Source organism: Elusimicrobia bacterium HGW-Elusimicrobia-1 (assembly GCA_002841695.1).
In the GTDB taxonomy this organism is placed as follows: domain Bacteria; phylum Elusimicrobiota; class Endomicrobiia; order PHAN01; family PHAN01; genus PHAN01.
Genome location: PHAN01000016.1, coordinates 3,895 through 30,458, shown reverse-complemented (window position 1 = coordinate 30,458; position 26,564 = coordinate 3,895). Strand labels below are relative to the sequence as shown.

The following is a 26,564-nucleotide window of genomic DNA, read 5'->3' as shown; positions in this document are numbered from 1 at the left end:
GGATAGCAATCCCGCCGCTACACTCCTGTTTTTCTATCAAAGATTCTCCGGTCCGAATGCCAGAGGTATAAGTTCCGAGATTTTTTTTACCTCGGACTTACCCGACACCGTGCCCATTATGACGTCGATATTGGGACCGAACTCGTATATAACCTGACGGCACGCGCCGCAGGGCGCTCCGTAATCGGGAGCGTCGAGCACTATGGCTATGGCCTTGAATTTTTTGGAGCCCTCGGAAATGGCTTTGAATATCGCGGTGCGCTCGGCGCAATTAGTCAAACCGTAGGAGGCGTTTTCGACATTGCAGCCGGTAAAGATTTTTCCGTCTTCCGTCAAGAGAGCCGCTCCCACGGGAAACTTTGAATAGGGGCTGTAAGAGTTTTTGCGGGCGGCTTTTGCGGCTTCGAGCAATTCCTGATATTTTTTATCCATAAACTTTTGAAACCTCCGTTTTAAATTTTCAGTATTTCTTTTATCTCTTTTGAGGCCCGCGATAAAACTTCTTTTCTTGTTTTCTCGTCGATAAACGACGCATCGAATCCGTTTTCCAGTATGCGGGCTATGTCTTTATCGTCGAATCCGTAGACCTCGGATATTTTTTTTACTTCGTAGCTCAAATCAATGCCCGATACGGAACGGTCGTCGGTGTTTAACGTCACCTTGACGCCGGCGTCGTAGTATTTTTTTATCGGATGATCGGAATAATCGGGCACTGTTTGCGTCTGAACGTTCGACGTGACGCACACTTCAAGCGGCACGCCCTCGGCGACAACCCGTTTAAGTAATTCGGAATCCTCGCGCAAGCGCGTTCCGTGTCCTATTCTTTTTGCGCCGAGGTCAAGAGCCGCTTTAATGCTCTGGGGCCCGGCGGCTTCGCCGGCGTGGGCTGTAAGCGGCACTTTCATATCCACCGCGGCGCGAAAATATTTCGCGTAGAGCGAAAACGGATAGCGCGACTCGTCGCCAGCAAGATCCGCGCCTATCACGCCGTTGCCGAAATATTTTTTGAGCGACGAAAGCGTGGCGTCGTTCCGGGTCTCGGAAAGCGACCGATAGAAACAAAGTATGGCTCCCGTCTTTACCTTAAAATCACTCTCTCCGGCGGCAAGACCGGCAAGCGCGCGGCGCACCACTTCGTCGGCGGAAAACTTATCGGTTTCCTGCAGGGGCGGGGCGAAGCGCACCTCGATTATACGCACGTTTTCTTTGGCCGCGTCCTCGACAAGCTCGTAAGCTATCCTTTCGACGGCTTCCGGCGATTTCAAGAAGTCGTAGAAAAAGTTGAAGCACGCCAGAAACTCCGTCAACGACCGGCAGGTTTCGGGCACCCTGACGTATTTTTCCAGTTCGGCAAGGTCTTCGGCAGGAAGCTTAGCGCCGGCCTTCCCGGCCAGATCGCGGATCGTGGAAGTGCGCACGGAACCGTCGAGATGGCAGTGGAGGTCGGCCTTGGGAAGCAGGTGTGCTGTTTTTGCGTCTATCATTGTACGCCTCTTTTAGATGCTTATTTTTCTTGACTTGACGATTTTCTCCATTTCCGCGAGCACGGCCGCGGTGGCGGCGGCAAGATGCTCGGTGCCGTCTTTTTCGTTATCAACGACGACAACCGGTATCCTGTTGTTTTTCACGAGAGCGTCGCGGTCGTCGTGAAGATAAGTTTTTTCCATCTCTTCGCGGCTTACCAGATGGTCGTCGCCGCCCGCGGCGACGGCGGCCTCGTGACGTCTGACGTTCCTCTGCCAGCAGGTTTCAAAGGAGCAGTCGATGTAGACCACGACTCCGGTGTCGAGCACGCTTCCGGAAAAATTTTCCAGTATCGAATGCACGTAATTCGGGCGCGAAAACTCTATGAATATCGCGCGTCCGGGCCGCGAAAGGTCTTTGAGGTCGGCGTCGACTTCTTTGAGGATTTCGTCCCATACTCCGTCGTTGGTGACGAGATAACCGCCGTCCGCCGTCGCGCGCGAATATTTGCGCGGTGTGCCGGCTTTGTCAGCGGCGTCATCGCCCTGAAACTTGGCCCAGAGTTTAGGAAAATCGTCTACTCTGAGGAAATCCGACGCGAGTTTTCGGTTTTTAAGCTCTTCGGCCACGCGGCGGTAAATTTCCGACTTGCCGCAGCCGGGTCTTCCCATAAGAAAAATGTAGAACATTCGTAATCCTCCTGGTTATTCGCTCTTTTTACTTGTCCAAAGAAAAAGCGCCGGAAACAAAAACATTACACTCCCGCTTCTTTAAGCACGTCCCTCAAAAACTTACTCTCGGCATCCATTATTTCGCGGGCGGCGAGCAACTCGTCGACGTCTCTTACGGCCGTTTCAACCACTATCAGGTCTGCGCCTTTATCTTTGAGCATTTTGGCCAGACGGACGAGATTGTCTTTTTTCAGAAGACCCTTCTGGTAGTGCAGGGGCGGATGAAATTTCTTTATGACGGGTATGTAGTCGTTGAGATGTATCTGCCCGAGATAGCCCGCGGGAATTTCGTTCATTATATTTTCGGGAGGTTCCGGAATCGTCATCCCCACGTCGGCTCTTGTGAACCAGTGACCTATGTCGAAACAGAACTTGACCTTGGAACCTTTTTTATTGACGGCGTCGATAATTTCCAGACATTCGGCGACTTCAAAACAAATCGAATCGAAAGCCGTGTTGTTTTCCATATGGAAGGAAAGACCTTTCGACTCCGCGTAGGGAACAAGTTCCTCCAGGGATTTTATCACGCTGGACTTCACGATTTTTTTGTATTCTCCCACCGCCTGGTAAAAAGGCACTGCGCCCGGATGCATGTTAACGTTGTTACATCCCAGCGCTTTGGCCACGTCTATGTATTTTTTCAGAAGTTCCACCGCGACTTTCCGGTCGGACTCCTGGAAGGAAGCCGTTGCCGCCGCCACGAAAGTGTAGGGCAGATGAAATGACAGGGAGATGCCGTTTTTTACGGCGTATTCCCGCGCTTCGGCTATTTTGTCCGACGAAAGCTCAAGGTACGGATTCGGCACGCCTCCATCTAACTCCACATGATCGAGACCGGTTTCCTTGGCGACCTTTATCTGGTTTACGACGTCGGCTTTGGCGCGAATCTGCACGCGCGCGTCCATGTCCGACACGGCAAGTTTTCCCGACTTAAGGTCTTTTCTTTCCGACTCCGTCAGAAACGAAGTGTTCAGCAGGTTCGTGAAATCTCTTCCTATCTTCATCATAACTTTTCTCCATTGCGCCGCGATATGCGCGGCGGCGATATTTACCGGGCGATCGGCTTTCAGGCGAATCGCGTAAGACGAATAAACTCCCCGAACCTCGCGGCAATCTTTTTTCCGTCGAGATTGGCCAGACGGCCCAAGCTGAATGATTCCACATTGAACGAAGCCATCACGCTGCCGGAAACGACGGCGGAGGCCATCGACGGGAATATTTTCCCGGACAAAGCCGACATTCCCGACGACGCCAGCGCGCCCATGAAGCCGCCGGCGAAACTGTCGCCCGCGCCCGTGGGATCGGAAATATTTTCCAGCGGATACGCCGGCGCGGCGAAAACTTCGCTTTGCGAAAACAGAAGGGCGCCGTACTCTCCGCGTTTTACGACGAGCCATCGCGGCCCCCACGACATTATCCGTCGGGCGGCGCGCACGAGATTTTTCTCCTTGGCGAACTCTCTGGTCTCGCCTTCATTGATTATGAGGACATCGACGAAACGTATCATTTCTTTGAGCGCTTCGGGTTTGCGCTCTATCCAGAAGTTCATGGTGTCCGCGCCGACTAAGCGCGGTTTTTTGATTTTTTTAAGAACTCCCGTCTGTATTTCGGGGTCTATATTGCCCAGAAACACATATCGGCTGTCGCGGGCGGCATCGTCGAGTTCGGGCTTGAAATCGGCAAAGACATTCAGCTTGGTGTCGAGTGTGCGCGCGTTGTTGAGGTCATATTCGTAATAGCCCTTCCAGCGAAACGTCTTGCCCGGCGCGCGGAGCAGACCGCTCGTGTCGATTCCGCGGGACTTCAACAGTTTGACGTGCTTGGACGGAAAATCCTTTCCGACTACGGCAACAAGTTTTACCGGCGCGAAGTACGACGCCGACACGCCGAAGTATGTGGCCGAACCGCCGAGGGCGTCTTTGACTTCGCCGAAGGGCGTCTTGACACTGTCGAGCGCCACGGAACCGACTACCAGTATGGACGAATCGGCCGATTTTTTTCGGGCGGACGGCGATGACGCTGTTTTTTTCATATGTATTTGCCTATTATCAGTTTGAGTTTTTCCGACGTCTTTTTATCTATGGCTTCGGGCGCCGTCATTATGGCGCCGCGCAGAGCGTCTTTGCAGGCGCAATCGCGTTCCGGCTTGATTTCTCCGACGAGCGCCTTCAAAAGTTTTTTGACATTGGCCACGTTTTTGGTGATGGTGGCGACCACCTTCTCGACGGTAACCTCTTCGCCTTCTTTCCAAACGTCGTAGTCGGTCACGAGCCCCACCGTGGTGAAGCATATTTCGGCTTCGCGCGCCAGGCGCGCTTCCGGCAGGTTGGTCATACCGACGATGGAGAATCCCATCCCGCGCCAGACCTTTGATTCGGCTTTGGTCGAGAACATAGGGCCTTCGATGCAGACGTATGTGCCGCCGAGATGCGATTTAATGCCGAGTTCCCTGCTTTTGGCGAACAGCAATTCGCTTAATTGTTTGCAGTACGGCTCCGCGAAACCGACGTGTCCCACAATTCCCTCGCCGAAAAAACTGCGAGGCCGCTCTCGGGTTCTGTCAAAGAGCTGATCGGGTATCAGGAAATCGCCCGGCTCTATTTCCTCTTTGAGCGAGCCGCACGCCGACACGGCGATAATTCTTTCCACACCGAACGCTTTCATCGCGTAAATGTTGGCGCGGGAGTTGACTTCCGACGGAGAAATGCGATGCCCGCGGCCGTGGCGCGGAAGGAAAGCGCACGGTACGCCGCCGAGTTCTCCGACGATTATCGTGTCGGATGTTTTCCCGAAGGGTGTGGGGATATCGTATTCCTTTAAGTTTTTAATGCCCTCGATTTCGTACACTCCGCTGCCGCCTATAACTCCGATTTTTACCACAGGCAGCTTGTCTTTGTCAGCCATATTGCCTCCGCAAATATCAGAAAAACACCGGGACGCTGTCGGCGTCCGGCGCTTTCCATCGCTAAATTCACCGACTTCTTAATTTGAGACCGTTGAAAAACCCTTGTCACGTCATTCCCGCTAAAGCGGAAATTCAAGGTTTCCTCCGCAGTATGGATTCCCGATAACAACATTCGGAAATGACATACGGGAAAAAGGAGTATTTTTCAATTGACTCAATTTTTCACTTCAACGCTTCCGGCAGTGTCTCTAAAAATATCTTCAAGGCCTCCGCAAGGGGCACGCCTGCCGAACGGGTTTTGCATTCGGCGGCGACCGGATGTCCTCCGCCTGAAATGACGCCGCGCTGACCGTATTTGGCTATGAGCGCCTCGGCGGTGGAACTCGCAAGTTTTCCCAAATGAATATCGCCGCCCGTCGAGCGGAACGAGAAATGCACTCCACCGCCGGGTTCGAGATTCGTCATAATGAAGGCCGCTTCGCCTCCGCCGGCACGGGTCTTTAAATCATAAAGTTTGACGGAGCCGGCCATCGGCATCCAGCGCACGTCGTTACCCAGGAAGAAAAACACTTTTTGATTTCCCTTGGTCCCGATCTCGACGGAATAATCGAACAGCGTGGACAAACTCGACCAGTCCTCGCGGAAGTGCTCGTAAATCGCCGAAGTTATGAGTTTCTCGGAAAGCGACGACCGGAACGCGGCGAAATCGCTCCACGACGCGAAGGTCGACGCTTTGAGCACTTCGTAGGCAAACTCGTTCTGGCGGGGCTCGTAATAATACTGAAAACCGCCTCCCGAAAGCACAAAATAGAACTCGCTTATCTGGTTGAGCAGCGTCGTGACTTCGCGCTGTTTTACCTCGAACATCGTCGGAGCGGCTTTTACCTTTGCCGTCAGCGAGGGATATTTCAGGGCAGCTTCGGCGTAAAACGGCTTGCAGTATTCGCACACAAAATCCGTGGCGGGTTCTATCGCCCAGTCGGCTTTCATTCCGACGAGAGCAAGATAATCCGTCCTGGCGTCGGCGGATGAAAGCGCGGCGGCGAGCATGTGCGCCATATGCGATGTGGATGTCTGCGTGTATTGTTTTACCGACGGATTAAACACTATGGCCTTCTTGATTTCGCCGCTCTGGGGCGGGTGATGGTCCACCACCATTATTTCGGCCCTGGTCGTGTAGTCGTCGTAATATCCTATGGTGCCTTTGTCGGCTATGACGACCAGTTTTTCACCTTTAAGATTTGCGTCGAGTTCCGCGGCGCTGAGTTCGTAAGTCGGAAGTATCACGGTGCGGACGTCGGCTCCGCGCGACTTCATAAGAGTTTCGAGTATGACGCCGGCGGTAAGGCCGTCGGGATCGTCGTGCGGGAACAGCAGCACTTTGTCGCCCTTTTTAAGGGACTTGATTTTCGATACGACGGCGACAAAACCCGCGTCGGCGGACAGGCGTTCGGAAATGAAATCGGCATAACTCATTGATTGTGTCTCCTTATGTAGTTCTCCGGACGCTCAAAGCGGCGCGGGGCTTATATCCATTATCTGCAGCTGCATATACTCTTTGTCCTGCCAGAAATTCGATTCGATTTGACCGACGACGTCCACACTGTCCCAGCGCGAAATGTCATCGCTCATACTTCCGAGTCCCCATCCGACGGCCGAGAGTCCCGTTGAGTTTTTGGCGAAACGCAATCTTAAATGCTCACCGCCGGCGCCCATCCGCGAGACCGACTGAACTCTGAGGCCTTTGACCCAGAAGACCGGAGCCGGATTTTCAAGGCCAAAAGGTTCGAGCTGCTCTATCTGCCTGAGGAAATCAGAGGTTATGTCTTCCGGAGCAACGCAGACATCAACCAGTATCACCGGTTCCTCGACGGGCGGCGGCTCTTTGGCGGCGATCTCGTTTATCCTTCTGCGGAACTCGTCGACGTCTTCGACTTTCATAGAAAGCCCGACGGCGGATTTATGTCCGCCGTATTTTATCAGCATCCCCGAGAGTTGCTCGACGGCCGCAAGCAGGTTGAAACCTCCGGAAGAGCGGCCGGCGCCCTGCGCTATACCGTCTTTGACGACAAAAAGAATGGCCGGTTTTTTGAGCGACCTGACGATATTGGAGGCGACTATTCCCGTGACGCCGTGCTCGGCTTCGTCGGAGGATATGACTATTATTCTGTCTTTTTGGGTATCGCACTGTGTTTTGAGTTTCGAGAAAAATTTTTCTACGTTTACTGTCTGCAATTCCTTGCGGTCAAGATTCAGTTTTACGACTTCGCCGTAGAGGTCGCGCGCCTCGTCGGTCTTTGTCGACATCAAAAGCCGGCAGGCCACGTCGGCTTTGCCCATTCTTCCGGCGGCGTTAAGGAGCGGCGTTATGTTCCACGTAACGTATTTTGACGTAAGCGAAAGCGTGTTCCGCTCGCGCAGCGCGCCTTCGACAATCTCTTTTACTCCGGCTTTTTTGGAATTGGTAAGCAGTTCGAGTCCGCGCTTTACGAGAATTCTGTTTTCGCCCACAAGAGGCATTATGTCGGCAAGAGTGCCGACGGAAACAAGGTCGAGATGGTCCTCAAGAAAATATTTTACCCGCGCATCGGACATTTCCTGCAGGCGCCAGAATACCTGCGCGCAGGCCATTGCGTCGGCAAGCGCCCTGTGGTGCTCGCTGACGCTTATTTTCATATCGGACACCAGCGAAGTAAGCGCGTGCGACTTAAACGGAAAATGCAGCCGCGACATCCTCAGCGTGTCTATGCAGTCGTTGTCAAGAGAGCTGCGCAACTCCGCCTTGAAAGCGTGTCTTAAAAAGGAAAGGTCGAAAGGAGCGTTGTGTATGAGCAGACGCCTCGATCCGATAAAGTCGGCGAGTTTCACGAGCGCCTCTTTAAGAGGCGGCGCCGAAACGCACATATCGTCGGTAATCCCGTGAATCGCCGAGACATCCGAGGGGATCGGTTTTTTCGTTTTTACCAGCGTCTGAAAAGTGGCCGTTATCCCGCCGTTTTTTGTAAGGGCCGCGCCTATCTCGCATATTTCCGAATAGCGCGGATGAAGCCCCGTGGTCTCTATGTCGACGGCCACAAGTTCCTCGTTATAATAAGGGTTGTACGAAAAAAGCAAAGCGTGCGCGACTTTGAAGGCCACGGCGCATCCGGCCAGATCCCTGAACGGATACTGCGAACCTGCGAGTTTCGGATTGAGCACCGCCGTGCACTCAGGGATTTTTTCCGGAGGTTCGTGATGATCCGTCACGATTACGTCTATGCCCATTTCGCGGATGATTTTTATCTCTTCTCTGTTCGATATGCCGCAATCTACCGTGATAAGGAGAGTTATATTGTGCTCTTTTTTGAATCGCTCGACGGCAGGCACGTTGAGCCCGTAACCCTCCGTCGAAGGTATATACCAGAAAACGTGCTTGGCACCCAAAGTTTTAATCGTCCTGTTAAGTATGGAAACCGATGTTATACCGTCGACGTCGCGGTCGCCGAAAATGAGGATTTTCTCTCCGGCGGCGATGGCCTTGCGTATCCGCTCCACGCACGCTTCCATGTCGCGCAGCAGAAACGGGTTGGGCAGAGAGGCCAGATCCGGGTTAAGAAACGCCTCGGCCTCTTTGAGATTTTTGACACCGCGGACAAGAAGAAGTTGGGCGACTATGGGCTTTATGCCCAGCGCCCGGGAAAACTCCCTGACTTTGTCACGGTCTATTTCTGCTACTTGCCATTTATCTGTCATTGTAGTGTGTAGGACAAGTGGTTAGTGGTTAGTGAATAGTAAAAGACTAACCACTATTCACTTTTACTTTATCTCGTCGTGAATCATCCGCGGCTTTTGCGGCGGCGTTTGAGACACCTTGAAACATTCGGCGAACTTTTTCTTTATTTCCGAAATGGGCGAACGCGCTTTGTTATACGAAAATGTCGCGACGGCCTCGTCGGACGATATCTTGTCGCCGACCTTTTTATGCAGGACTATTCCGGCGGAGTAATCTATCTTATCTTCCTTACTGGCGCGGCCGGCGCCCAGTTCCAAAGAACATATGCCGACGTCGTCGGTCTTAATTTCCGATATATAACCGCCGCCCGGAATTTTTATGTCCTCCGCGAATTTGGAGCGAGGCAGAATTTTATCCGGAGACGCGGCCACTTCGGGGTCGCCGCCCTGAGCTTCGACCATAGCGGCGAATTTTGCAAGCGCGGCGCCCGACGAAAGATTTTTTGCGGCGGCGGAACGGGCGTCTTCAATTTTGTCAAAAACGCCGGCCATCACTATCATCCGCGCGGCGAGTTCTACGACAAGCGAGCTGAAATCTTCGGGGCCGCGGCCTTTGAGCACGGAAACCGTCTGTTCGATTTCAAGCGAATTACCGACCGCATTCCCCAGCGGTTGGCTCATATCGGTAATCACGGCACGCATAGTTTTACCGGACTTGCGGCCTATGGCTACCATAACTCCGGCTAGTTTTTTTGAATCTTCGAGCGTTTTCATAAACGCGCCGGAGCCGGTTTTTACGTCGAGCAGAAGACCATCGGCGCCTTCGGCGAGTTTCTTGGACATTATGGAAGCGGCTATAAGAGGTATGGAGTCGACCGTGGCGGTGACATCGCGCAGAGCGTAGATTTTTTTGTCGGCCGGGGCGACTTTTTCCGTCTGACCTATTATCGCGACGCCTATTTTATCGAGTTGCTTTTTGAAATCGCCCGCGGAAAGATCCACCCTGAAACCGGGTATCGATTCGAGTTTGTCCAGAGTGCCGCCGGTATGCCCCAGTCCTCTGCCGGACATCATAGGCACGACCACGCCGAAACTGGCCGCAAGGGGCGCCAGCGCCAGCGATATGCCGTCGCCCACGCCGCCCGTGGAGTGTTTGTCGATTTTGGGCGATTTTATGTCGGACAAATCCATTATCTCGCCGGATTCGGTCATAGCGGCCGTGAGTTCGGCCAGTTCGGCGTCGGCCATCCCCCGTATAAAAACGGCCATAAGAAAGGCCGCCATCTGGTAGTCGGGGACGTCGCCTTTGGTATACGCCTCGACGATATATTTAATTTCGTCGGCGGAAAGTTCCAGATTATTTCTCTTCTTATAGATTATGTCGTATATTCTCATATATATCTCCCGCGTTTAAGCCGACTTAACGACCGCGGCAATAAGTTTAGACAGGCGGCCGCCGGCCTCACGTCCGACTTCCATGACTTCTTCGTGAGAGAGTCCTTTTTTGGAAATTCCGCTGGCCATATTCGACACATAAGAAAGGCACAGAAGTTCAATGCCCGACTGGTTGGCCACTATGGCTTCCGGCACAACCGACATTCCCACGACGTCGCCGCCGAGTTTGGCAAAAGCCCTGACTTCCGAAGGTGTCTCGTATGACGGGCCGGTCGACGCGAAATAAACGCCGACGTGGGCGCGGATGTTCATTTTTTGGGCGGTATCAATCGCAATGCCCGCCAGGCGCGACGAGTATACGCGGCTCATATCCGGGAATCTCTGTCCGAAATCGTCGCAATGCCCGCCTATAAGAGGATTCGTGCCCATAAAGTTTATATGGTCGGTTATGACCACGGCGTCGCCGGGCGCATAGCTCTCGTTTATACCTCCCACCGCGGAGGTCAGTATCAATTTGGAACAGCCGAGTTTTTTCATCAGGCGTATCGGATAGGTGACTACGCTCATCGGATGCCCTTCGTAAAAATGCACGCGGCCCTGCATAGCCACGACCGACTTGCCTTCGAGCGTTCCGAATACGAGCTGTCCGGCGTGTCCGCAAACGGTGGACACGGGAAAATGCGGTATATCTTTGTAAGGTATCACGGTTTTGTTCCCGATAATATCCACCACGCCGCCGAGACCTGAGCCCAGAACCAGCGCTATCTCGGGCCGTATGGATGTTTTGGTCTCAAGAAAATTTTCGGATTCTTTGAGTTTTTCAATTATAGTCATCTTACTACGTCTCCCTTTATGCGGTTTTAACGAGAATATCGCCCATAACGTCGGCGGCGTCCGATACGCGGTCGGCCGCGTTGGAAAGGTGGCGGTAAATCTCGCGTGTTTTCATTATATTTATGGTGTCGTTTGTCTTAAATAATTCGGCTAAACCTTCCCTGTAACGATGTTCTACATAATTCTCTATTTTTTTGGCTCTTACTATGTGTTCCTCGGCCACGCCGGGACGTTCTTTGAGATTTTTCATCGCAAAGTTTATCTCGCGCGCCGCGCCGGAAAGAGCTTCGACCATGCTTTTTATGGATATATCCGGTTTGACTTCAAAAAGAGTCATTTCCTCGACGGTGGATTTAGCGTAATCTATCAAATCGTCGATGTCGCGCGACAGGGCGAATATATCCTCGCGGTCTATCGGCGTGACGAAAGTGCGGTTCAATTCGTCGATTAACACTCTGCGGAGTTCGTCCGCCTCTTCCTCAAGATCGTTAATTTTTTTTGCTTTTTCTTTGGACGGTTCATCCATAAACTCGACAAGCGTCTGCAGTCCTTCCTCGACTTTTGCCGATTGCGCCGCGAGCATATCGAAAAAATCGGGACGTTTTTTAAAAGGCCACATGTTAACCTTCCTTATGCCGCGAGGTTTTTGTTAAAGTAAAATCTTTTTGACGACCGAAAAAATCAAAGCCGAGACAAGGGCGCTCACCGGTATGGTTACGAGCCACGCCATACCCATATCCTTTGCGACCTGCCACCGGACCATTTTGGGGCGGAATGCCGCGCCGGCGCCCATCACCGAAGACGAAATGACCTGCGACGTCGAAATGGGATATCCGAAAAACGATGTCGCCGCGATTATCAATGACGAAGCCGTCTGAGAAGCGAAGCCGTGAACGGGCCGGATTTTATAAAGTTTTCCGCCGAGAGTTTTTATTATCTTGCGTCCGCCCGAACCCATTCCAAGCGCTATCGCCGCGGCGCAGGCGGCTGTTACCCATTTGGGCACGACCAGCGCGGCGGCGGCATCGGGCGCGGCAAGAAAGCCCATCGCTATCAAAGCAAAAGTTATCACTCCCATTGTCTTCTGCGCGTCGTTGGTGCCATGCGCAAGCGCCTGTGTCACGAGAGCGACGATCTGAAACTTGCGGAATATCTTGTTTATGCGCGGAGAACTCCACGATGCAAACAGCAACGTGAGTTTCGCGAATATAAAAGTCGAGGCAATTCCGATGACAGGCGATATTATCATTATAGAGATTACCTGCGCGACCTTGTTCCAGTAAACGCTGTGAAATCCGGCCAGTGCTATGAATGCTCCGATAAGTCCGCCTATGAGCGCGTGCGAAGACGACGACGGCACTCCCATTCTCAACGAAGTTACGTTCCACGCTATGGCGCCGAACAGCGCCGAAAGAATCGCAAGTCCGCCGGCGGCGCCGCCCGAAGCGGTAAATCCCGCGGGGTCTATGATGCCTTTCCCTACCGTTGAAGCGACCGCCGTTCCCAAAAAATACGCTCCCACGAATTCCGAAACTGCCGCCAACAACAACGCCGTCGACGGTCCTATGGCGCGGGACATTATGGCGGCCGCCACAATATTGGCGGAGTCGTTGAATCCATTGGTAAAATCGAACGCCAACGCGACAACAACTATCAAAACGATAAGTAACAAGGAAGCGCTCAAAGAACTATTTCCTTGGCGAATGAAACTCCCGCGGCGGTTCGCTCCGCCCCGAACAATTCGGATATTGTCTGCCCGGCGTCGGCGAAGGTTTTGCGGACGCCCAGATTTATTCCTTTCTTAACGCCTTGTCCCGAGACAAGCACGGGCACGTGTTCGCGGGTGTGGTCGGTATGAGCGGCGTAGGCGGGGTCGCAGCCGTGGTCGGCCGCTATCAGAAGAACGCCTTCATCGCCGAGAGCATCTTCCAGCCGCGGCAGAAAATCGTCGAACTCCTTAAGCCCCTCGTAATAAGCCGCGACATTTCTGCGATGTCCCCAGAGCATATCGAAATCGACCAGATTCGTGAACACGAAAGTTTTGGTTCCCGACGGCCCGTCGACGGCTTTGCGGACGGCTTCAAGCGTTCGCGCCATTCCGTCGCGGTTGTCGCGCGTGCGAACGGTTTCGTCGATGCCTTTACCGTTGAATATGTCGTATATTTTTCCGACGGCCGACACTCTCACGCCGGCTTTCCGGAGTTTGTCAAGAAGCGTCTCGCCGGCGGGGTCGAGGGCGTAATCGTGACGGTTCGACGTGCGCGCAAACGCCCCCGGCTCGCCGATAAACGGCCGCGCGATAACGCGGCCCACGTTATGCGGAGGCGCCAGCATTTTTCTGACGGCTTCGCATATTTCGTAAAGTTTTTTGAGCCCGAAAATTTTGGGATCCTCGTGCGCGGCCACCTGAAAAACGCTGTCGGCCGAAGTGTATACTATCGGATATCCGGTTTTGTAATGCTCGTCGCCGAGTTGTTTTAAAATCTCCGTGCCGGAGGCGGCGTAATTGCCGAGGGTTTTGACGCCTATGATTTTTTCATAGCGCTCGATTAATTCTTTGGGAAAGCCGTCGGGATAAGTGGGCAGCGGTTTTTCGGTGATAAGTCCCGTTATCTCCCAGTGGCCTATGGGCGTGTCTTTACCGTCCGAGGCCTCGGCCATTTTGCCGTAGCAGCCGGTGATTTTTCCGGGCGGAAAAGCCGGCCGGGCCGAAGGAGCTATCAATTCATAAAGTCCCAGCCGCGCCAGATTGGGCAGATTAAAATTCTTGGTTTGTCCGGCGATGTGACCGAGCGTGTCGGCGCCCGCATCGCCGTATTCAGCGGCGTCGGGAAGGGCTCCCGCGCCGAATGAATCGAGTATGACAAGCGCGACGAGTTTGCGCGTCATTCGAAAAGCTCCGTAATTTTCATTTTATTTACGTCGACAAGACCTTTATCCGTCAGTTTCAGTTCCGGTATTACCGGCAGCGCCATAAAAGACAGCGTCATAAACGGATCGGGCAATCCGCAGCCGAGTTTTCGCGCCGCGGCAAGCAGTTCTTCCAGAGACGTCACTACCGACTCAAGCGGCTCGTCGGTCATAAGTCCGGCTATCGGCAGAGGCATACGCGCAAGAATGTTGTCGCCGTCGGCAACGCTTAAACCGCCGCCCATTTTTACTATGTCGACGCAGGCCGAATAAATGGACCGGTCGTCGGCGCCGACCGCTATGATATTATGCGAGTCGTGCGCGACGGACTGGGCTATCGCGCCCCTTTTAAGACCGAAGCCCTTCACAAATCCTTTGCCGATTGCGCCCGACGCCTGATGCCGTTCCACCACGACCATTTTAAGCGCGTCGTTCGCCGTATCGGAAACGGCCAGGCCTTTTTCGACCTTTGCGCGCATTATTTTTTTGCGGGTTACTATTTGATGGGGAACGACCTCGATTACTTTAATGCGCTTTCCCTCGGCGCGCACCGCGAAATCTTTTGCGTCGAGCCATCGCACATTTACCGAACCTCTGAGACGGGCCGCGATGCGGACTTTGCGCGCAACGAACTTCCCGTCTTTGGCGACTACCGCGCCGCGCCGCATAACCATTCGCGGACGAATTGCGCGCATACTGTCGAACACGGCGATGTCGGCCTGATAACCCGGAGCCAGCGCGCCGATGCGCGGAAGACGGAAGTATTCCGCAGTGTTTATCGTGGCCATTCTTATGGCCGTCAGGGGGGCCAGACCCAGAGACACGGCTTTTCTTACAAGATGATCTATGGAACCCTCTTTCACCAGGTCGTGCGGATGTCTGTCGTCGGAAACAAAGAAAAAGCGCGAGTAATTTTTTTCGTTGACAAGAGGTATCAGGGATGCGAGATTCTTCTCGGAAGTGCCTTCGCGAACCATTACGTACATTCCTCTGCGAAGTTTTTCGCGCGCCTCCGCAAGGGTGGTGGATTCGTGGTCCGACGTTATGCCGGATGCTATATAGGCGGCCAGACCCGCTCCGGAAAGTCCGGGAGAATGCCCGTCGATTCTTTTGCCGGCGGCAATCTTCATTTTGTCGAGCAAATCCTCGTCGGCCATTATGACGCCGGGAAAATTCATTACTTCGCCCAGGCCGACCACCCACTTTTCTTTAAGAAACGGATAAAGGTCGAAGCCGGACAAACGCGCGCCCGCCGTTTCCATTTTGGTGGCGGGAACGCACGACGGAAGCATAAAAAATACATTAAGCGGCTGATATTTTGCCGATTCAAGCATATACTTTATTCCGTCGATGCCAAGAACGTTGGCGATTTCGTGGGCGTCGGTGATTACCGATGTCACACCGCGCGACGACACGGCGCGGGCGAACTCGGATACGGACATCATCGACGACTCTATATGCACGTGACCGTCGATAAAACCGGGCGCGACAAACGATCCGCCCATATCTATGGAATGTCGGGCGCGGGGCAAATGCGCGCCGACGGCCGCTATATAGCCCTTGTGCACCAGAATATCGGCGCGTTCGATTTCGCCCGAAAGCACGTTGACGACCCGGCCGTTTTTCAGGCATAAATCCGGCTTGACGCTTCCGGATGCCGCGCGAATCAGTTCGCTTATCTGCATAATTATTGTCCGAATCACGTCATTCTGAGAGAAGCGAAGAATCTATTAAGACAAGATTCTTCGTCGTCACCCGCAAGGTGACTCCTCAGAATGACATAGTCACTTACCGACGAATTCTTTTATGGCTTTGACTTGCGCAGCGGCGTCGAGTCCGGCCTGTTTGAGCACTTCCGAACCCGGTCCCGAACCAAGGAAAACGCCTTTCTTGAAAGGATGCAGCGACGCTGCCCTGCCCTCTTCTGAAAGCAGGTATTCGTACATTGTATCAATCGTAAAACCGGTGACGGCCATAGCGTTTTTCTTGAACTCGACCGGCAGTATTTTTTCCCGTTTATCGGCGGAAAGATTGGAGAAAAGTTCGGAACTCGCGACGTAGAGAATGTTGACGTCAACATCATCCTTGTCCAGCGCTTCAAGCACTCCCGGCAGTTCCGTGCCGACTTCGGCGCCCTGATATATCACCGTTTTCGAAGATTTTTTAGCGGTGCGCGCGCGGTATATGCCGTCGGCGGCGGCGACGGCGGCGGGAGGAAGTCCTATTTTTTCCCTGTCGACAACCGTCTCGGCCGGCCGCGTCACGTAAGGAATTATGACGGCGGGACGAAGTTTGAGAGCCGCTATCATAAGCGGCCAGATTTCGTTGGGATCCCAGGGAGTAAGCGTGACAACTTTCACGTTTAATTTATCAAATCCCTTCCACAGAGAAAGGGTCTGCGGACAGGCGTGAGTCGGTCCGTCCTCTCCGGTTTTAAGACCCGCGTGAGCGTTAATCAGTATCATCGGAGCCATATCGGCGCCGTGCTTCGCCTGGTAGGCGATGGCAAAAAGCCGCGCGGCCGTAAATCCCATGGGGCTCATGAAAGTGGCGTACGAACTTCCCACTCCCACATAATGTCCGGTGGCCGAAATGCCCGATATCAGCGACGAGCCGCCGTCTTCGCAAATTCCCGTGGGAATTATTTTGGCGTAGGGATTTTCGCAGGTGAGGAATCCCTTTTTCTGAAAGTCCTCGCACATAAGATTTAAGCTTGTGGAACCCACGAGGTCGGCCGCGAAGCCGTAAAGACCGCCGCCCGTGTAAGCGTTGAAGTAATGAAGCGTATTGCCGAGCGATTCCCTGAGTGTAACCGCGGAACCGGGTTTATGGATGATTTCGGCGGGAGGATTCGTTTCCGAGAACTTGCCGGACGGCGCCTTAACCGTCGATATATCGGCGCTTTTTGCCGCGGGCCTGCGGCCGGCTTTATTGAGGGCGTCGCGGGACGACATCAGCGCGTTGAATACATAGTCGACGAGTTTCGTGTCGGATTTCAACGCCTGTTCGACGACGAGCAGATTTTTATAAAGATACTCTTCTCTTGTTTCAAGAGTCAGTTTTTCGGGGGCGGGTATCATTTTTACGTTGAAAGCGTCCTCGAAAGTTTTCTGCGCGGCGAAATACTCCGGCGCGTCCGTCTTGAATCCGGCGCCGTGGGACTTTCTTCCTTCCCAGTATCCCTCGCCCTTCACCGTGCGGTACACTATCATATTGGGCGATTCTTTCCGGCTCATAAATTCGCCGAATACGTGATCCTGCGCGGCGCGGACTTTTGAAGGGTCGCGTCCGTCTTCGACGTAAACTACGTTGAGGCCGTGCAATGCTCCCAGCGTGTGAGGCGACCAGTTGACATATTGTCCGCGGCACTTGTCCGTGGCGCACACATTGTCGGCGTCGATGGATGCGTTGTTCCAGTCGACGTGAATTATAAGATTCCAAAGGTCCAGCGCCCAGAAATGCGCGAGATTCTCGTGCACGCGGCCGGGAGTCATTCCCCCCTCTCCCTCGATAATGTTTATCGTCGGAGGCGCGTCGTAATACTCTTTTTTGGCAAAAGCATATCCGCCCAGGGCGCCGAAACCCACGCCCGACGCTCCCGTAGCCACCACTACGCCCGGTGTTTCGGGAGTGGGATGTCCGTCGAGCCGCTTGGAAGAGAATTTCTTCATCAGAGGAAGTTCGGTGGCGGGATTTTTGCGGAAGCCCAGAAGGTCCTCGAACCGCATTTTGCGTTTTATCGACTCAAAAAGTTTGGGGTCTTTTATTTTGACTATCTCAAAGAGCAGCCCCAGATATGAATACAGCCCCAGCGCCTTATGACCGGCGGCCATACCTATAATGTCGGAGTCGGGGCGGTCGAGGTCCGTTATATCGAGTTTGGTGTTTTTATTGAGGGTAATGTTAAGCAGCGGCCTTCCCATCGATATCGACCCGCCCGGATGGCCCGATTGCACGAAGTTGAACAGCATTACGACTATCGAACGATATGCCGCGAATAGCCGTTCGGCCGATGCGATTTCCGAGGATGGATACGATGTTTTTGCCGCCAGCGCCGATGCGCTCACGATTTCTTTCTGACTCATAGTTATTACCGGAAGCCCCGTCTTTTTCTTTGGAAGGGTTTCCGACCTCCTTTTGATATTGTGGAACGACTGTGTCGGGAAAGCGATTTGAAGCGGCGCCGCGACGCCCATCCGCAAAGCGTGGATATTTTCGTCGGACCGCCGGAAGAACTACAACCCGGCGGCTATCGGGGAAAGCCGAACATTCTACGAAATTATCGACGAGATGTCAAATGCTTTTTATCAGCGGAGACGCTTCAGGGCCGTTTCTATTTTAGAAAGCGCCTTTTTGATGTTCTCCACGGAATTGGCGTAAGAGAAACGTATGTATCCCTCGCCGTAATCTCCGAAGGATGTTCCCGCAAGCGCGGCCACGCCGGCCTCTTCCAGCAGGAACTCTTCCATTTCTTTGGACTTCATTCCGAATTCGCTGAAGTTCGGGAACACGTAAAACGCTCCCTTGGGTTTTTTGCATTTCACGCCGGGGATTTTATTCAATCCTTCGACCATAACATCCCTGCGGCGGGCAAACTCCGCAACCATTTTGTCGACCTCGCTCTGGTCGCCGCGCAACGCCTCTATGCAGGCCATCTGCGTGAAAGAAGCCGTGCAGGAATTGGAGTTGGTCATAAGTTTAGTCATCCAGCCGGCGTATTCCTTGTTCATAACGCCGTAACCCGCGCGCCAGCCCGTCATCGCGTAGGTTTTGGAATATCCGTCGATTATTATCGTGCGGTCCTTCATTCCGGGTATGGACGCAATGGAAAAATGTTCCTGTCCGTCGTAGAGCATACGGGAGTAAACCTCGTCGGAAAGAACGACGATGTCGTCGCGCTGAAGAACTATATCGGCTATCTCCTCGAGAACTTTTCTGGGAAGAACTCCGCCCGTGGGGTTCTGAGGCGAGTTGAGTATTATGACCTTGGTGTTGGGCGTAACCAGTTTTTTGAATTCTTTTATGTCGAAGTTAAAGTCGTTTTCTTCGCGCAGGGGAATGGGCACGGGTATGCCGCTGACGAATTTTATCATCGACTCGTATATCGGAAAACCCGGGTTAGGATAGATAACCTCGTCGCGGGGTTTCAACACCGTGAGCATAGTGTAGAAGATTATGGGTTTGGCGCCGGGTGTAACCACCACTTCCTCCGGGAGCACTTTTATGCCGCGGGTTTTTGAGATATATTCGGCTATCGCCGCGCGGTGTTCCGGAAGCCCGGCCGACGGCCCGTAATGCGTCCATCCGTCGTCGATGGCTTTCTTGGCGGCGTCGCGGATATTTTTAGGAGTATCGAAATCCGGCTCGCCGATTTCAAGATGCACCATTTCCTTGCCCTTGGCCTCGAGCGCTTTCGCTTTGGCCAGGACTTCAAACGCTGTTTCGGTGCCGAGCCGCGACAATCTGTCGGCTAATCTGATTTGCATTGTAAAACCTCCGTGTTTTTTGCCGCCGCCGGCGCGAGGCCGGATCGACAAGGCATTATTATTTTTTCGCCGCAACGGGCGTTTTTTTGTGACAGTGGTACTCGCAGTGTATATAAACGCCCAGACGGGAAGCCGCCATAACTGCGAATTCCGCGTCGGCGTCGTCGAAACCTTCGCCGATTTTATTTGCCAGTATTATGGCTCCCGCGGCGGTTCCTCCGGCAAAAACGGGAAAAACCGCCGACGTTTTGATGAATACGCCTTCCGGAACTATCTTCCATTTAGCGTCGGACGTCGGGGAATTTTTGATGACGGGCCGGCCGGACGCCAAAGCTTCGGCGGCGGGCGGGACTTCGGCGGGCGCATATTCCGTCCGGCCGAAAGCGGTTTCGTTATCGCCGAGACCCGATACCCTGAAAAGCGGCCTAAACCGTCCGCAAGCCGCGTCGCAAGTGACAAACGCTATAAAATCGGCGCCGACAACGTCGCGGATTTTGGTAAATACTTTCGTCAATATTTCGGTCGACGGGGATTCGGATTCAAAATAGCCGAAGATTTCCATGGCGCTCTTCATCGTTCTGATTTTACGCACCAGTTTCGCGTTGGTCTTGAGCAATTCGCTGGTGGTGTAGGACACTTCCGATTCCAGACGCCGGTTGAAATCTCGCAGACGTTCGTAGAGTTTGGCGTTGGAAACGGCCACGGACAGATATTCGCTGAGCGTGGCGGCCACGCTGAGAATGTCGCGGGTAAAATAGTCCTTCTTGTACGAGTTGATATTGAATGTCCCGATGGCGCGATTTTCGACGACTATGGGAACGTGGACGAACGATTTGATGTTTTCACCGGCGACAAATTTATCGGTGGCCGCATTCGACGTCTTATCGGTATCCTGTACCACTATGGTTTTTTTGGTTTCAACGCATTCCCCCGCAAAACCCTCTCCCCGGCGAAGCTTGATTTTTTTGATAAACTCGGCGGAAAGCCCGCGGGTGTTTTTTATTCTTATGAAACCGTCATCGTCGAGAAACGTCACGGAGCAGGAAGTGTCGGGGAATTTCTCCACAACTATGTCGAGTATGCGCGAGACGGCGTGATTGAGGTCCACGTGCGAAGATATGGATTTGGCGGCCTGCAGCAACACGGAAGAGTGCACCGAATGAAGCGCCAGATGGGATCGCGCGTCGAAAACCGCCCTTGCGGCGGCCTCGATGGCCTTGGGAATTCTGGCGGGCGAGGATTCGATCGACGAGAGGGCATCCAATGGATCGAATAAAAGTTTTCTGTTGAGCCAGTGCGCCGCAAAAAGTCCCGCGAACAGCCACACTACCCAACCGATTGCCACCGGCGTCATCTTATGCTTGAGCGAATCCAGATAAAACGCCGCCGCATACCACATTCTGTAATATTCCCCCCCTGCCTCGAACTCCGCGGAGAAAAACTCCACCGGCATACGCGAGGTCTTTGTCACGGGCTTCTCTATCGCGCCCGTTTTGGCGGATACGCGTCCGATCTTGACCAGTGTCTTCTCCGATGCGAAATGCTCATATATGCCGCGCGACGTCCCTGAAGAAACTGCCGACTTCGCCGCCGATACGGCGCGCGCGGCCGCATAGGAACGCGTAGCGCAGACCGTAATCCACAAACCGCCGCCGACCCACAGCACGGCGAAAGCAAAAAGAATCAGAGAGTGCAAAAATCCCGTTTTTTTCATCGTCGAGGCGTCACTTGCCGTCGGCGCCGGAAAGTGTTATATCCAACGCCAGATTGAGATAGCGGTAGTCCTTGTTTATCTCGTTCCACGGAACCAGTTGAAGAGATATTTTTTCATCGCTCATCATCGCTCCCAGAATATTGACAAAATCCTCTTCCCGAATGCCCGCATCCGGCGGGGGCGCAAGCACCACGGAGATGCCGACCTTGTTTGTCTTGCAGAGTTCGGTAAACATGGCGTAATTTATCTTGCCCTTATTTTCGTATGGTTTGTCAAATACGGAAACGAGTTGAAATTTGAGTTTGTGTTTTTTGATGACCTCGGCGAACTTGTCTTTTATTTTCGCCAGTTCATTCTCTTTCCCCGACGGAAAAAAGAACACCACATCAACCGGACGCAGTGTCGGATCCAATGACGCGTGCGCGGCGGCGTGAACGGACGGCTGCTGATGAACCGGCTGCGGTATCGTGTGCGCCGGCGAGGGCGAAAATTGGACGCCTTTGGGGACTATTTTGATGTCCGCCTCGCTAAGCGAATCCATAGACGGACGCTCCGGCTCGGGCGAATCGTGTTCGGGTATTTTTTGACTCGGAATTGTCTGCGGCGGCATTTGCGGCACAGGCGACTTGGCTGCCTGTTCGGCGGCCATGGTAATATCCGGATTCTCCTCGCCGGGCAGAAGTTCCGCCATAAGCGTTTTTATCAGGGCAATATTGATTTCCTGCTTAGTCAGCGTGGAATACGCGGTTATTCTTTTCAGGAAACCTTCGAGTTCTCTTATATTGGATTTCAACTTGGAAGCGATGTAAAGCAGTATATTATCGTCGAGTTCCAGATGCTCGGCTTCTTCTTTTTTCTTAAGTATCGCGACCCTTGTTTCCAGTGTGGGAGATTTCATATCGGCAATAAGCCCCCACTCGAAACGGGAGCGAAGCCGATCTTCCAGAATATTAAGAAGTTTCGGCGGGCGGTCGCAGGTTATGACTATCTGTTTTTTATTCTGATGCAACAGGTTGAAAATATGAAAGAATTCGTCCTGCATGGATTCGGATTGCGACAGCGACTGTATATCGTCGACCAGAAGCACGTCGATGGTTTTATAAAAGTTCCTCAGAGCGTTGTTTTCGCCGTGGCTTATGGCGTCGATGACGTCGCCTACGAACTTCTCCGTGGTGACATAGAGGACCTTCAAATCCGGAAAGTTTTTTTTGACGTAATGCCCGATGGACTGCATCAAATGGGTTTTACCCAGGCCGACGCCGCCGTGTATGAAGAAAGGATTGTAAGTTTTACCGGGCGCCTTGGCCACGGCGAGCGCGGCGGCGTGGGTAAAGCGATTATTGGAACCCACGACAAACTGCTCGAAAATATACTCCGGATTAAGCGGCATATCCTCCACGAGAAATGCGCCGGAATAAGTTTCCTGCGGCGAGACCGCAGCATCCGCGCCCGCCTGCGAAGCAGGGACGTTATTACCGTTGTGATGACCGTTGCGTGGGCCGGATGGCGGCGCGGCAGGAGGCGCGGGACGATTGGCGGATTCCTGAGAAACCGGCGATAGGCGGGCGGATTCGTCGATTTTGGCGGCCAGAGAAGCGAAAACGTCCTCGGTTTCTTCGTTAAAACCGCCGCATTTGCCGTCGGGCGACTTCTTTTTGAGTATTTCGGCTATGGCCGCGTGGTCGTTTTGCGTGAGATTGTAAAAATACGCGCCGAAATCAAAGACGCCGTCCTCGACCAGAAACGGCCTTCCCTTATTGCCCGGCAGCTCGCCCAGGATTTTGTCGACGTCATCCTCGGCGATTTTGAGTTTTAGACGCCAGCGCGATGAATCTTTTTCCGCCGGCTGCCTGATAAATTCCCATTTTTTGAGCATTGATCGCGGACTTTCAACTGCGGATGTCGGCTCTGCGGGCGGAGGCAAGTCCCTTTATGAGGTTCGCTCTATACCCTTTAGCCGCAAAGACAGATCGTCTACGTTAGTGGCGTTTTCAAACGCGGTTTCCGACGAAATCTTACCTTCGGTAAAAAGCTTGTATATATCCTGGTCGAACGTGCGCATACCGTAAAAAGAGCCCTGTTCAAGCGCCTTGGCTATATCGCCGAGCTTTTTCTCCGCGATGATATTTTTTATAAGCGACGTGCCTATAAGTATCTCGCAAATGGGGTATTGCGCGGAGCAATCTTTGGAAGGCACCAGACGCTGTGCCACTATCCCCTTGACCACATAGGCGAGTTGGGCGCATACGCCCGACTGAAGATGCGGAGGGTAAGAACTGATGATGCGGTCTATCGTCTGAGAAGTATCTATGGTGTGGATGGTGGAAAGCACCAGATGCCCGGTCTCGGCGGCCAGTATGGCGGCTTTCATCGACTCGGAATCTCTGAGTTCGCCCAGCACTATGATATCGGGGTCCTGTCTGAGAGAATATTTCAGCGCGCTCTCAAACGATTTGGCGTCGCGGCCGATTTCGCGCTGCGAGATCGACGATTTTTTGTCGAAATGATAATACTCGATAGGATCTTCTATGGTAACGATCTTCGCGCGCGTATTTTCGTTGATGTGATTGATAATGGCGTTGAGAGTGGTTGTTTTTCCGGAGCCGGTTATTCCCGCTATCAGTATGAGCCCGCGGGATTCGTTGGCGAGTTTTCTGAATGCTTCGTCGGGGAGGTTGAGTTCCTCAAAGGTTTTTACTTCCGTCGGAATAACTCGAAGAACAATGGACGGATTACCCCTTTCCATGCTCATATTGACGCGGAACCGCGAAAGACCTTCGACGGAGTATGCAAAATCTATGTCGCAATCCCTGCGAAACTTCTCGGCCTGATCGGGCAAAAGCACCGATTCAACGATTGTTTTCATCGTTTCAGCCGTTATCTTTTCCTCGGACGCGGTGACAAGCTCTCCGTTGACTCTTACTAAGGGCGCGGAATCAGATTTAAGATGGATGTCCGATATGTTGTTGCGGATCATCGCGCCAAGAAGTTTTTTTACGTCATACATAATTGATTTTTACGTTTTTCTCCTGTATAAGATCTTCGGCAAGCGGACTGATAATGGCGTTTTTGGGAACCGTTATTTCGCGCGGATTGGAACTCAGCATTGTCTTTACGTCGTACTCGCTCAGAAAAGGCCGACCGCTTTTGAGCGCCGTAAACGGCTTCAGATACCCTGACGCGTAAACACCGGACTTATACGTCCGCGAGGCCGCCTCGCCAAACGGCGTAACGGGCCGCTCGCCGCCGGAAGAGCGGGCGGGGGCGGACGAAAGAACGGCCGCCACGACGTCGACTATGTCGTTTTTATCCATTTACGAAAAACCGCCGGAACGCAAGGATGCCGGCCGACACGCGGACGGCGGCCGGACATTCGCCGATGCGGTAAGTTTATTTGTTGGGGATTATTTTTTCAACGTCTTCGTGCGGACGCGGTATCACGTGAACGCTTACGAGTTCGCCGACTTTCTGGGCGGCGGCGGCTCCGGCTTCCACGGCGGCGCGAACGGCTCCGACCTCTCCTCTGACCATAGAGGTGACCAATCCGGCGCCGATCTTTTCATATCCGACGAGACGGACTTTGGCGGCTTTGACCATGGCATCAGAGGCCTCAATCATTCCGATGAGCCCTCTGGTTTCAATCATACCCAACGCTTCTTTGATTTCCGACATTTTTACGACCTCCATGGTGGTTAGTGACTAGTGATTAGTGGCTAGTGGCTAGAAAAACTTCTTGACTTTACTATCCACTAATCACTAGCCACTCGCCACTGCTTTTAATATTTTCCCGCGCCGGCGTCTTTGCCCATCACTATGGCCACGCTGGCGGAGGCGCCTATGCGCGTGGCGCCCGCGGCGACCATTGCCGTCGCGTCGGCGGTGGAACGAATACCGCCCGAGGCCTTTACGCCCATCGACGGCCCGACGGTGTCGCGCATAAGTTTTATATCCTCGGCGGTCGCGCCCGACGGGCCGAAGCCGGTGGAAGTTTTAACAAAATCCGCGGCGGCCGCTTTGGATAATTCGCAGGCCTTGATTTTTTCTTCGCGCGTGAGATACGCGGTTTCAAGAATGACTTTGAGTATTTTGCCGCGCGTCGCTTCGCGCACCGCTTTTATATCTTCAAGAACCAACTGATGGTTTCCGCTTTTAAGGGCTCCGACGTTTATGACCATATCTATCTCGTCGGCTCCGTTGGCTATGGCGTCTCTGGCCTCGATGGCTTTTACCGTGGGCGTTGTGGCTCCCAGAGGAAATCCTATTACCGTGCACACCTTAACGCCGGAGCCGCGCAAAAGCTGCGCGGACATCGCCACGTAGGCGGGGTTCACGCAAACGGAAACGAACTTATATTTGGCGGCTTCTTCGCAGAGTTTGCCGATTTCTTCCTGAGTGGCGTTGGCTTTCAAGAGAGTATGGTCGATGTAATTGGCGAGTTTTCCGGGGGCAAGCGTACCCGCACTGGCGCTTACGCGGTCGGCGCCGGCCGATATTACCGCGCCGACGGAACCGGGTTTTTTCTCAATGCACTTACCGCAGGAAGCGCAGTCCGCGCCATCCTTAAAAGCAGGACAATTATCGGCCGGGCCAACGGCCGCGGGCGGCGTGTACGAAAACACTTTTCCCGCCGTTCCGACGGTAACTTCAATTTTTTTGATTGGGGCGCCCGTCGCCGAGGACGTATCGCGGGCGAGATTTTTGGCGGTGGTCACCGTTACGCCCATATTTTTGAGATCGTAAACCATCGACTCGACTTTTCTGGCCAGGCCGCTCGCGGAAGACGGCTCCGGATGGCAGGAGCAGAAAACCGCGTCGCGCGCGGCGATAACCGGCACTTGTCTTTCAAGACATCCTACGACGATATTGGAGTGAAGCGTGTCGGTTATGAGATTGGCTATTTTGGAAAGACCGTTCAGAGTGAGGGTGGCTATAACCAGAGCATCCGGCCACGACGAAAGCGCCACGGAATTCTGTTTGCCGTCGTCGATTATCACGTCGGAAACGCCGGTAGTATTTTTGATTCTGTCAACGCCTATCACGGAGGCGGCGGAGCGGGTTATCAGGATTTTGGTTTCGTTGCCCGCGCGGGCTATTTCGCGAACGGCCGACAGCGCATCGTCGAGATTACGGTCTCCGCCCATAAAAACCGCCATAATCTTTCGCGGCGACGAGGACTTGCGGCTGTAGTCGGCGATAACTTGTTTTGTGACTTTTTCAACGAGGTTTCTGTCCATGATTTCTCCAATGCCTTTATTGACGCGTGAATTAAGTTTTATTATTCAAAAACGCCTTAAATTGAGTCAATTGAAAAAGTGTCCAAAATGTCGCCCTGAACCCTTCGCTTTTGTCACCCTGAGTGAAACGAAGGGTCTCGCTTTGGCTCAGGGCATGCTCCGTGAAGGGTCTCGTTTGTC

General features: G+C 53.3%; 22 protein-coding genes. All 22 read right to left on the bottom strand.

Features of this window, described 5'->3' with window-relative positions; translation table 11 throughout:
- Positions 1–36: 36 nt before the first annotated feature.
- Complete coding sequence (locus tag CVU77_07765; GenBank protein PKN00910.1) at positions 37–432, bottom strand: cytidine deaminase; 396 nt, start codon at positions 430–432, stop codon at positions 37–39.
- A gap of 20 nt (positions 433–452) precedes the next feature.
- Positions 453–1,484: an adenosine deaminase gene (gene add / locus CVU77_07760; protein ID PKN00909.1), complete on the bottom strand. Its 1,032-nt coding sequence runs from the start codon at positions 1,482–1,484 to the stop codon at positions 453–455.
- A gap of 12 nt (positions 1,485–1,496) precedes the next feature.
- A complete protein-coding gene (locus CVU77_07755; GenBank protein PKN00908.1) occupies positions 1,497–2,153 on the bottom strand; it encodes a hypothetical protein in 657 nt (218 codons plus the stop codon).
- A 65-nt stretch (positions 2,154–2,218) separates the two neighbouring features.
- The gene (locus tag CVU77_07750) at positions 2,219–3,202 is read right to left on the bottom strand and encodes a hypothetical protein (protein PKN00907.1); all 984 of its coding nucleotides are present in this window, start codon (positions 3,200–3,202) and stop codon (positions 2,219–2,221) included.
- Between the two features lie 59 nt (positions 3,203–3,261).
- On the bottom strand, positions 3,262–4,227 hold the full coding sequence (locus CVU77_07745; protein ID PKN00906.1) for a sugar kinase: 966 nt from the start codon (positions 4,225–4,227) through the stop codon (positions 3,262–3,264).
- On the bottom strand, positions 4,224–5,099 hold the full coding sequence (mtnP, locus tag CVU77_07740; protein ID PKN00905.1) for an S-methyl-5'-thioadenosine phosphorylase: 876 nt from the start codon (positions 5,097–5,099) through the stop codon (positions 4,224–4,226). The genes CVU77_07745 and mtnP overlap by 4 nt, the downstream gene beginning before the upstream one ends.
- 223 nt (positions 5,100–5,322) lie before the next feature.
- On the bottom strand, positions 5,323–6,576 hold the full coding sequence (locus CVU77_07735; GenBank protein PKN00904.1) for a hypothetical protein: 1,254 nt from the start codon (positions 6,574–6,576) through the stop codon (positions 5,323–5,325).
- Positions 6,577–6,609: 33 nt separating this feature from the next.
- Complete coding sequence (gene recJ, locus CVU77_07730; GenBank protein PKN00903.1) at positions 6,610–8,832, bottom strand: single-stranded-DNA-specific exonuclease RecJ; 2,223 nt, start codon at positions 8,830–8,832, stop codon at positions 6,610–6,612.
- Positions 8,833–8,895: 63 nt separating this feature from the next.
- Positions 8,896–10,206, bottom strand: a complete 1,311-nt coding sequence (locus tag CVU77_07725) for a thymidine phosphorylase (GenBank protein ID PKN00902.1) — start codon at positions 10,204–10,206, stop codon at positions 8,896–8,898.
- Between the two features lie 15 nt (positions 10,207–10,221).
- Positions 10,222–11,040 carry a purine-nucleoside phosphorylase gene (locus CVU77_07720; GenBank protein ID PKN00901.1) on the bottom strand — a complete coding sequence of 273 codons (819 nt, stop codon included), beginning with the start codon at positions 11,038–11,040 and terminating at the stop codon, positions 10,222–10,224.
- Positions 11,041–11,056: 16 nt separating this feature from the next.
- Positions 11,057–11,659, bottom strand: coding sequence for a DUF47 domain-containing protein (locus tag CVU77_07715; GenBank protein ID PKN00900.1), 603 nt, complete (start codon positions 11,657–11,659; stop codon positions 11,057–11,059).
- A gap of 30 nt (positions 11,660–11,689) precedes the next feature.
- Positions 11,690–12,724 carry an anion permease gene (locus CVU77_07710; protein PKN00899.1) on the bottom strand — a complete coding sequence of 345 codons (1,035 nt, stop codon included), beginning with the start codon at positions 12,722–12,724 and terminating at the stop codon, positions 11,690–11,692.
- Positions 12,721–13,929, bottom strand: a complete 1,209-nt coding sequence (locus CVU77_07705; protein PKN00898.1) for a phosphopentomutase — start codon at positions 13,927–13,929, stop codon at positions 12,721–12,723. The genes CVU77_07710 and CVU77_07705 overlap by 4 nt, the downstream gene beginning before the upstream one ends.
- Positions 13,926–15,635 (bottom strand): adenine deaminase, encoded by a 1,710-nt coding sequence (gene ade / locus CVU77_07700; GenBank protein ID PKN00897.1) that lies wholly within the window; start codon positions 15,633–15,635, stop codon positions 13,926–13,928. Before ade ends, CVU77_07705 begins: the two co-directional genes overlap by 4 nt.
- A gap of 99 nt (positions 15,636–15,734) precedes the next feature.
- Positions 15,735–18,146 (bottom strand): hypothetical protein, encoded by a 2,412-nt coding sequence (locus CVU77_07695; GenBank protein ID PKN00896.1) that lies wholly within the window; start codon positions 18,144–18,146, stop codon positions 15,735–15,737.
- A 111-nt stretch (positions 18,147–18,257) separates the two neighbouring features.
- The gene (locus CVU77_07690; protein PKN00950.1) at positions 18,258–19,436 is read right to left on the bottom strand and encodes an aspartate aminotransferase; all 1,179 of its coding nucleotides are present in this window, start codon (positions 19,434–19,436) and stop codon (positions 18,258–18,260) included.
- Positions 19,437–19,494: 58 nt separating this feature from the next.
- Positions 19,495–21,150, bottom strand: coding sequence for a hypothetical protein (locus CVU77_07685; protein PKN00895.1), 1,656 nt, complete (start codon positions 21,148–21,150; stop codon positions 19,495–19,497).
- Positions 21,151–21,160: 10 nt separating this feature from the next.
- Positions 21,161–22,540 carry a hypothetical protein gene (locus CVU77_07680; GenBank protein ID PKN00949.1) on the bottom strand — a complete coding sequence of 460 codons (1,380 nt, stop codon included), beginning with the start codon at positions 22,538–22,540 and terminating at the stop codon, positions 21,161–21,163.
- A 540-nt stretch (positions 22,541–23,080) separates the two neighbouring features.
- On the bottom strand, positions 23,081–24,157 hold the full coding sequence (locus CVU77_07675; protein PKN00894.1) for a type IV pili twitching motility protein PilT: 1,077 nt from the start codon (positions 24,155–24,157) through the stop codon (positions 23,081–23,083).
- On the bottom strand, positions 24,150–24,464 hold the full coding sequence (locus tag CVU77_07670) for a hypothetical protein (GenBank protein PKN00893.1): 315 nt from the start codon (positions 24,462–24,464) through the stop codon (positions 24,150–24,152). Before CVU77_07670 ends, CVU77_07675 begins: the two co-directional genes overlap by 8 nt.
- 76 nt (positions 24,465–24,540) lie before the next feature.
- A complete protein-coding gene (locus CVU77_07665) occupies positions 24,541–24,822 on the bottom strand; it encodes an ethanolamine utilization microcompartment protein EutM (protein PKN00948.1) in 282 nt (93 codons plus the stop codon).
- Positions 24,823–24,926: 104 nt separating this feature from the next.
- The gene (gene deoC / locus CVU77_07660) at positions 24,927–26,384 is read right to left on the bottom strand and encodes a deoxyribose-phosphate aldolase (protein ID PKN00892.1); all 1,458 of its coding nucleotides are present in this window, start codon (positions 26,382–26,384) and stop codon (positions 24,927–24,929) included.
- Between the last annotated feature and the right edge of the window lie 180 nt (positions 26,385–26,564).

Coding starts and splice junctions, on each gene's coding strand:
- CVU77_07765 (PKN00910.1), bottom strand. CDS start 432: ATGGATAAAAAATATCAGGAATTGCTCGAAGCCGCAAAAGCCGCCCGC.
- add (PKN00909.1), bottom strand. CDS start 1,484: ATGATAGACGCAAAAACAGCACACCTGCTTCCCAAGGCCGACCTCCAC.
- CVU77_07755 (PKN00908.1), bottom strand. CDS start 2,153: ATGTTCTACATTTTTCTTATGGGAAGACCCGGCTGCGGCAAGTCGGAA.
- CVU77_07750 (PKN00907.1), bottom strand. CDS start 3,202: ATGATGAAGATAGGAAGAGATTTCACGAACCTGCTGAACACTTCGTTT.
- CVU77_07745 (PKN00906.1), bottom strand. CDS start 4,227: ATGAAAAAAACAGCGTCATCGCCGTCCGCCCGAAAAAAATCGGCCGAT.
- mtnP (PKN00905.1), bottom strand. CDS start 5,099: ATGGCTGACAAAGACAAGCTGCCTGTGGTAAAAATCGGAGTTATAGGC.
- CVU77_07735 (PKN00904.1), bottom strand. CDS start 6,576: ATGAGTTATGCCGATTTCATTTCCGAACGCCTGTCCGCCGACGCGGGT.
- recJ (PKN00903.1), bottom strand. CDS start 8,832: ATGACAGATAAATGGCAAGTAGCAGAAATAGACCGTGACAAAGTCAGG.
- CVU77_07725 (PKN00902.1), bottom strand. CDS start 10,206: ATGAGAATATACGACATAATCTATAAGAAGAGAAATAATCTGGAACTT.
- CVU77_07720 (PKN00901.1), bottom strand. CDS start 11,040: ATGACTATAATTGAAAAACTCAAAGAATCCGAAAATTTTCTTGAGACC.
- CVU77_07715 (PKN00900.1), bottom strand. CDS start 11,659: ATGTGGCCTTTTAAAAAACGTCCCGATTTTTTCGATATGCTCGCGGCG.
- CVU77_07705 (PKN00898.1), bottom strand. CDS start 13,929: ATGACGCGCAAACTCGTCGCGCTTGTCATACTCGATTCATTCGGCGCG.
- ade (PKN00897.1), bottom strand. CDS start 15,635: ATGCAGATAAGCGAACTGATTCGCGCGGCATCCGGAAGCGTCAAGCCG.
- CVU77_07695 (PKN00896.1), bottom strand. CDS start 18,146: ATGGGCGTCGCGGCGCCGCTTCAAATCGCTTTCCCGACACAGTCGTTC.
- CVU77_07690 (PKN00950.1), bottom strand. CDS start 19,436: ATGCAAATCAGATTAGCCGACAGATTGTCGCGGCTCGGCACCGAAACA.
- CVU77_07685 (PKN00895.1), bottom strand. CDS start 21,150: ATGAAAAAAACGGGATTTTTGCACTCTCTGATTCTTTTTGCTTTCGCC.
- CVU77_07680 (PKN00949.1), bottom strand. CDS start 22,540: ATGCCGCTTAATCCGGAGTATATTTTCGAGCAGTTTGTCGTGGGTTCC.
- CVU77_07675 (PKN00894.1), bottom strand. CDS start 24,157: ATGTATGACGTAAAAAAACTTCTTGGCGCGATGATCCGCAACAACATA.
- CVU77_07670 (PKN00893.1), bottom strand. CDS start 24,464: ATGGATAAAAACGACATAGTCGACGTCGTGGCGGCCGTTCTTTCGTCC.
- CVU77_07665 (PKN00948.1), bottom strand. CDS start 24,822: ATGTCGGAAATCAAAGAAGCGTTGGGTATGATTGAAACCAGAGGGCTC.
- deoC (PKN00892.1), bottom strand. CDS start 26,384: ATGGACAGAAACCTCGTTGAAAAAGTCACAAAACAAGTTATCGCCGAC.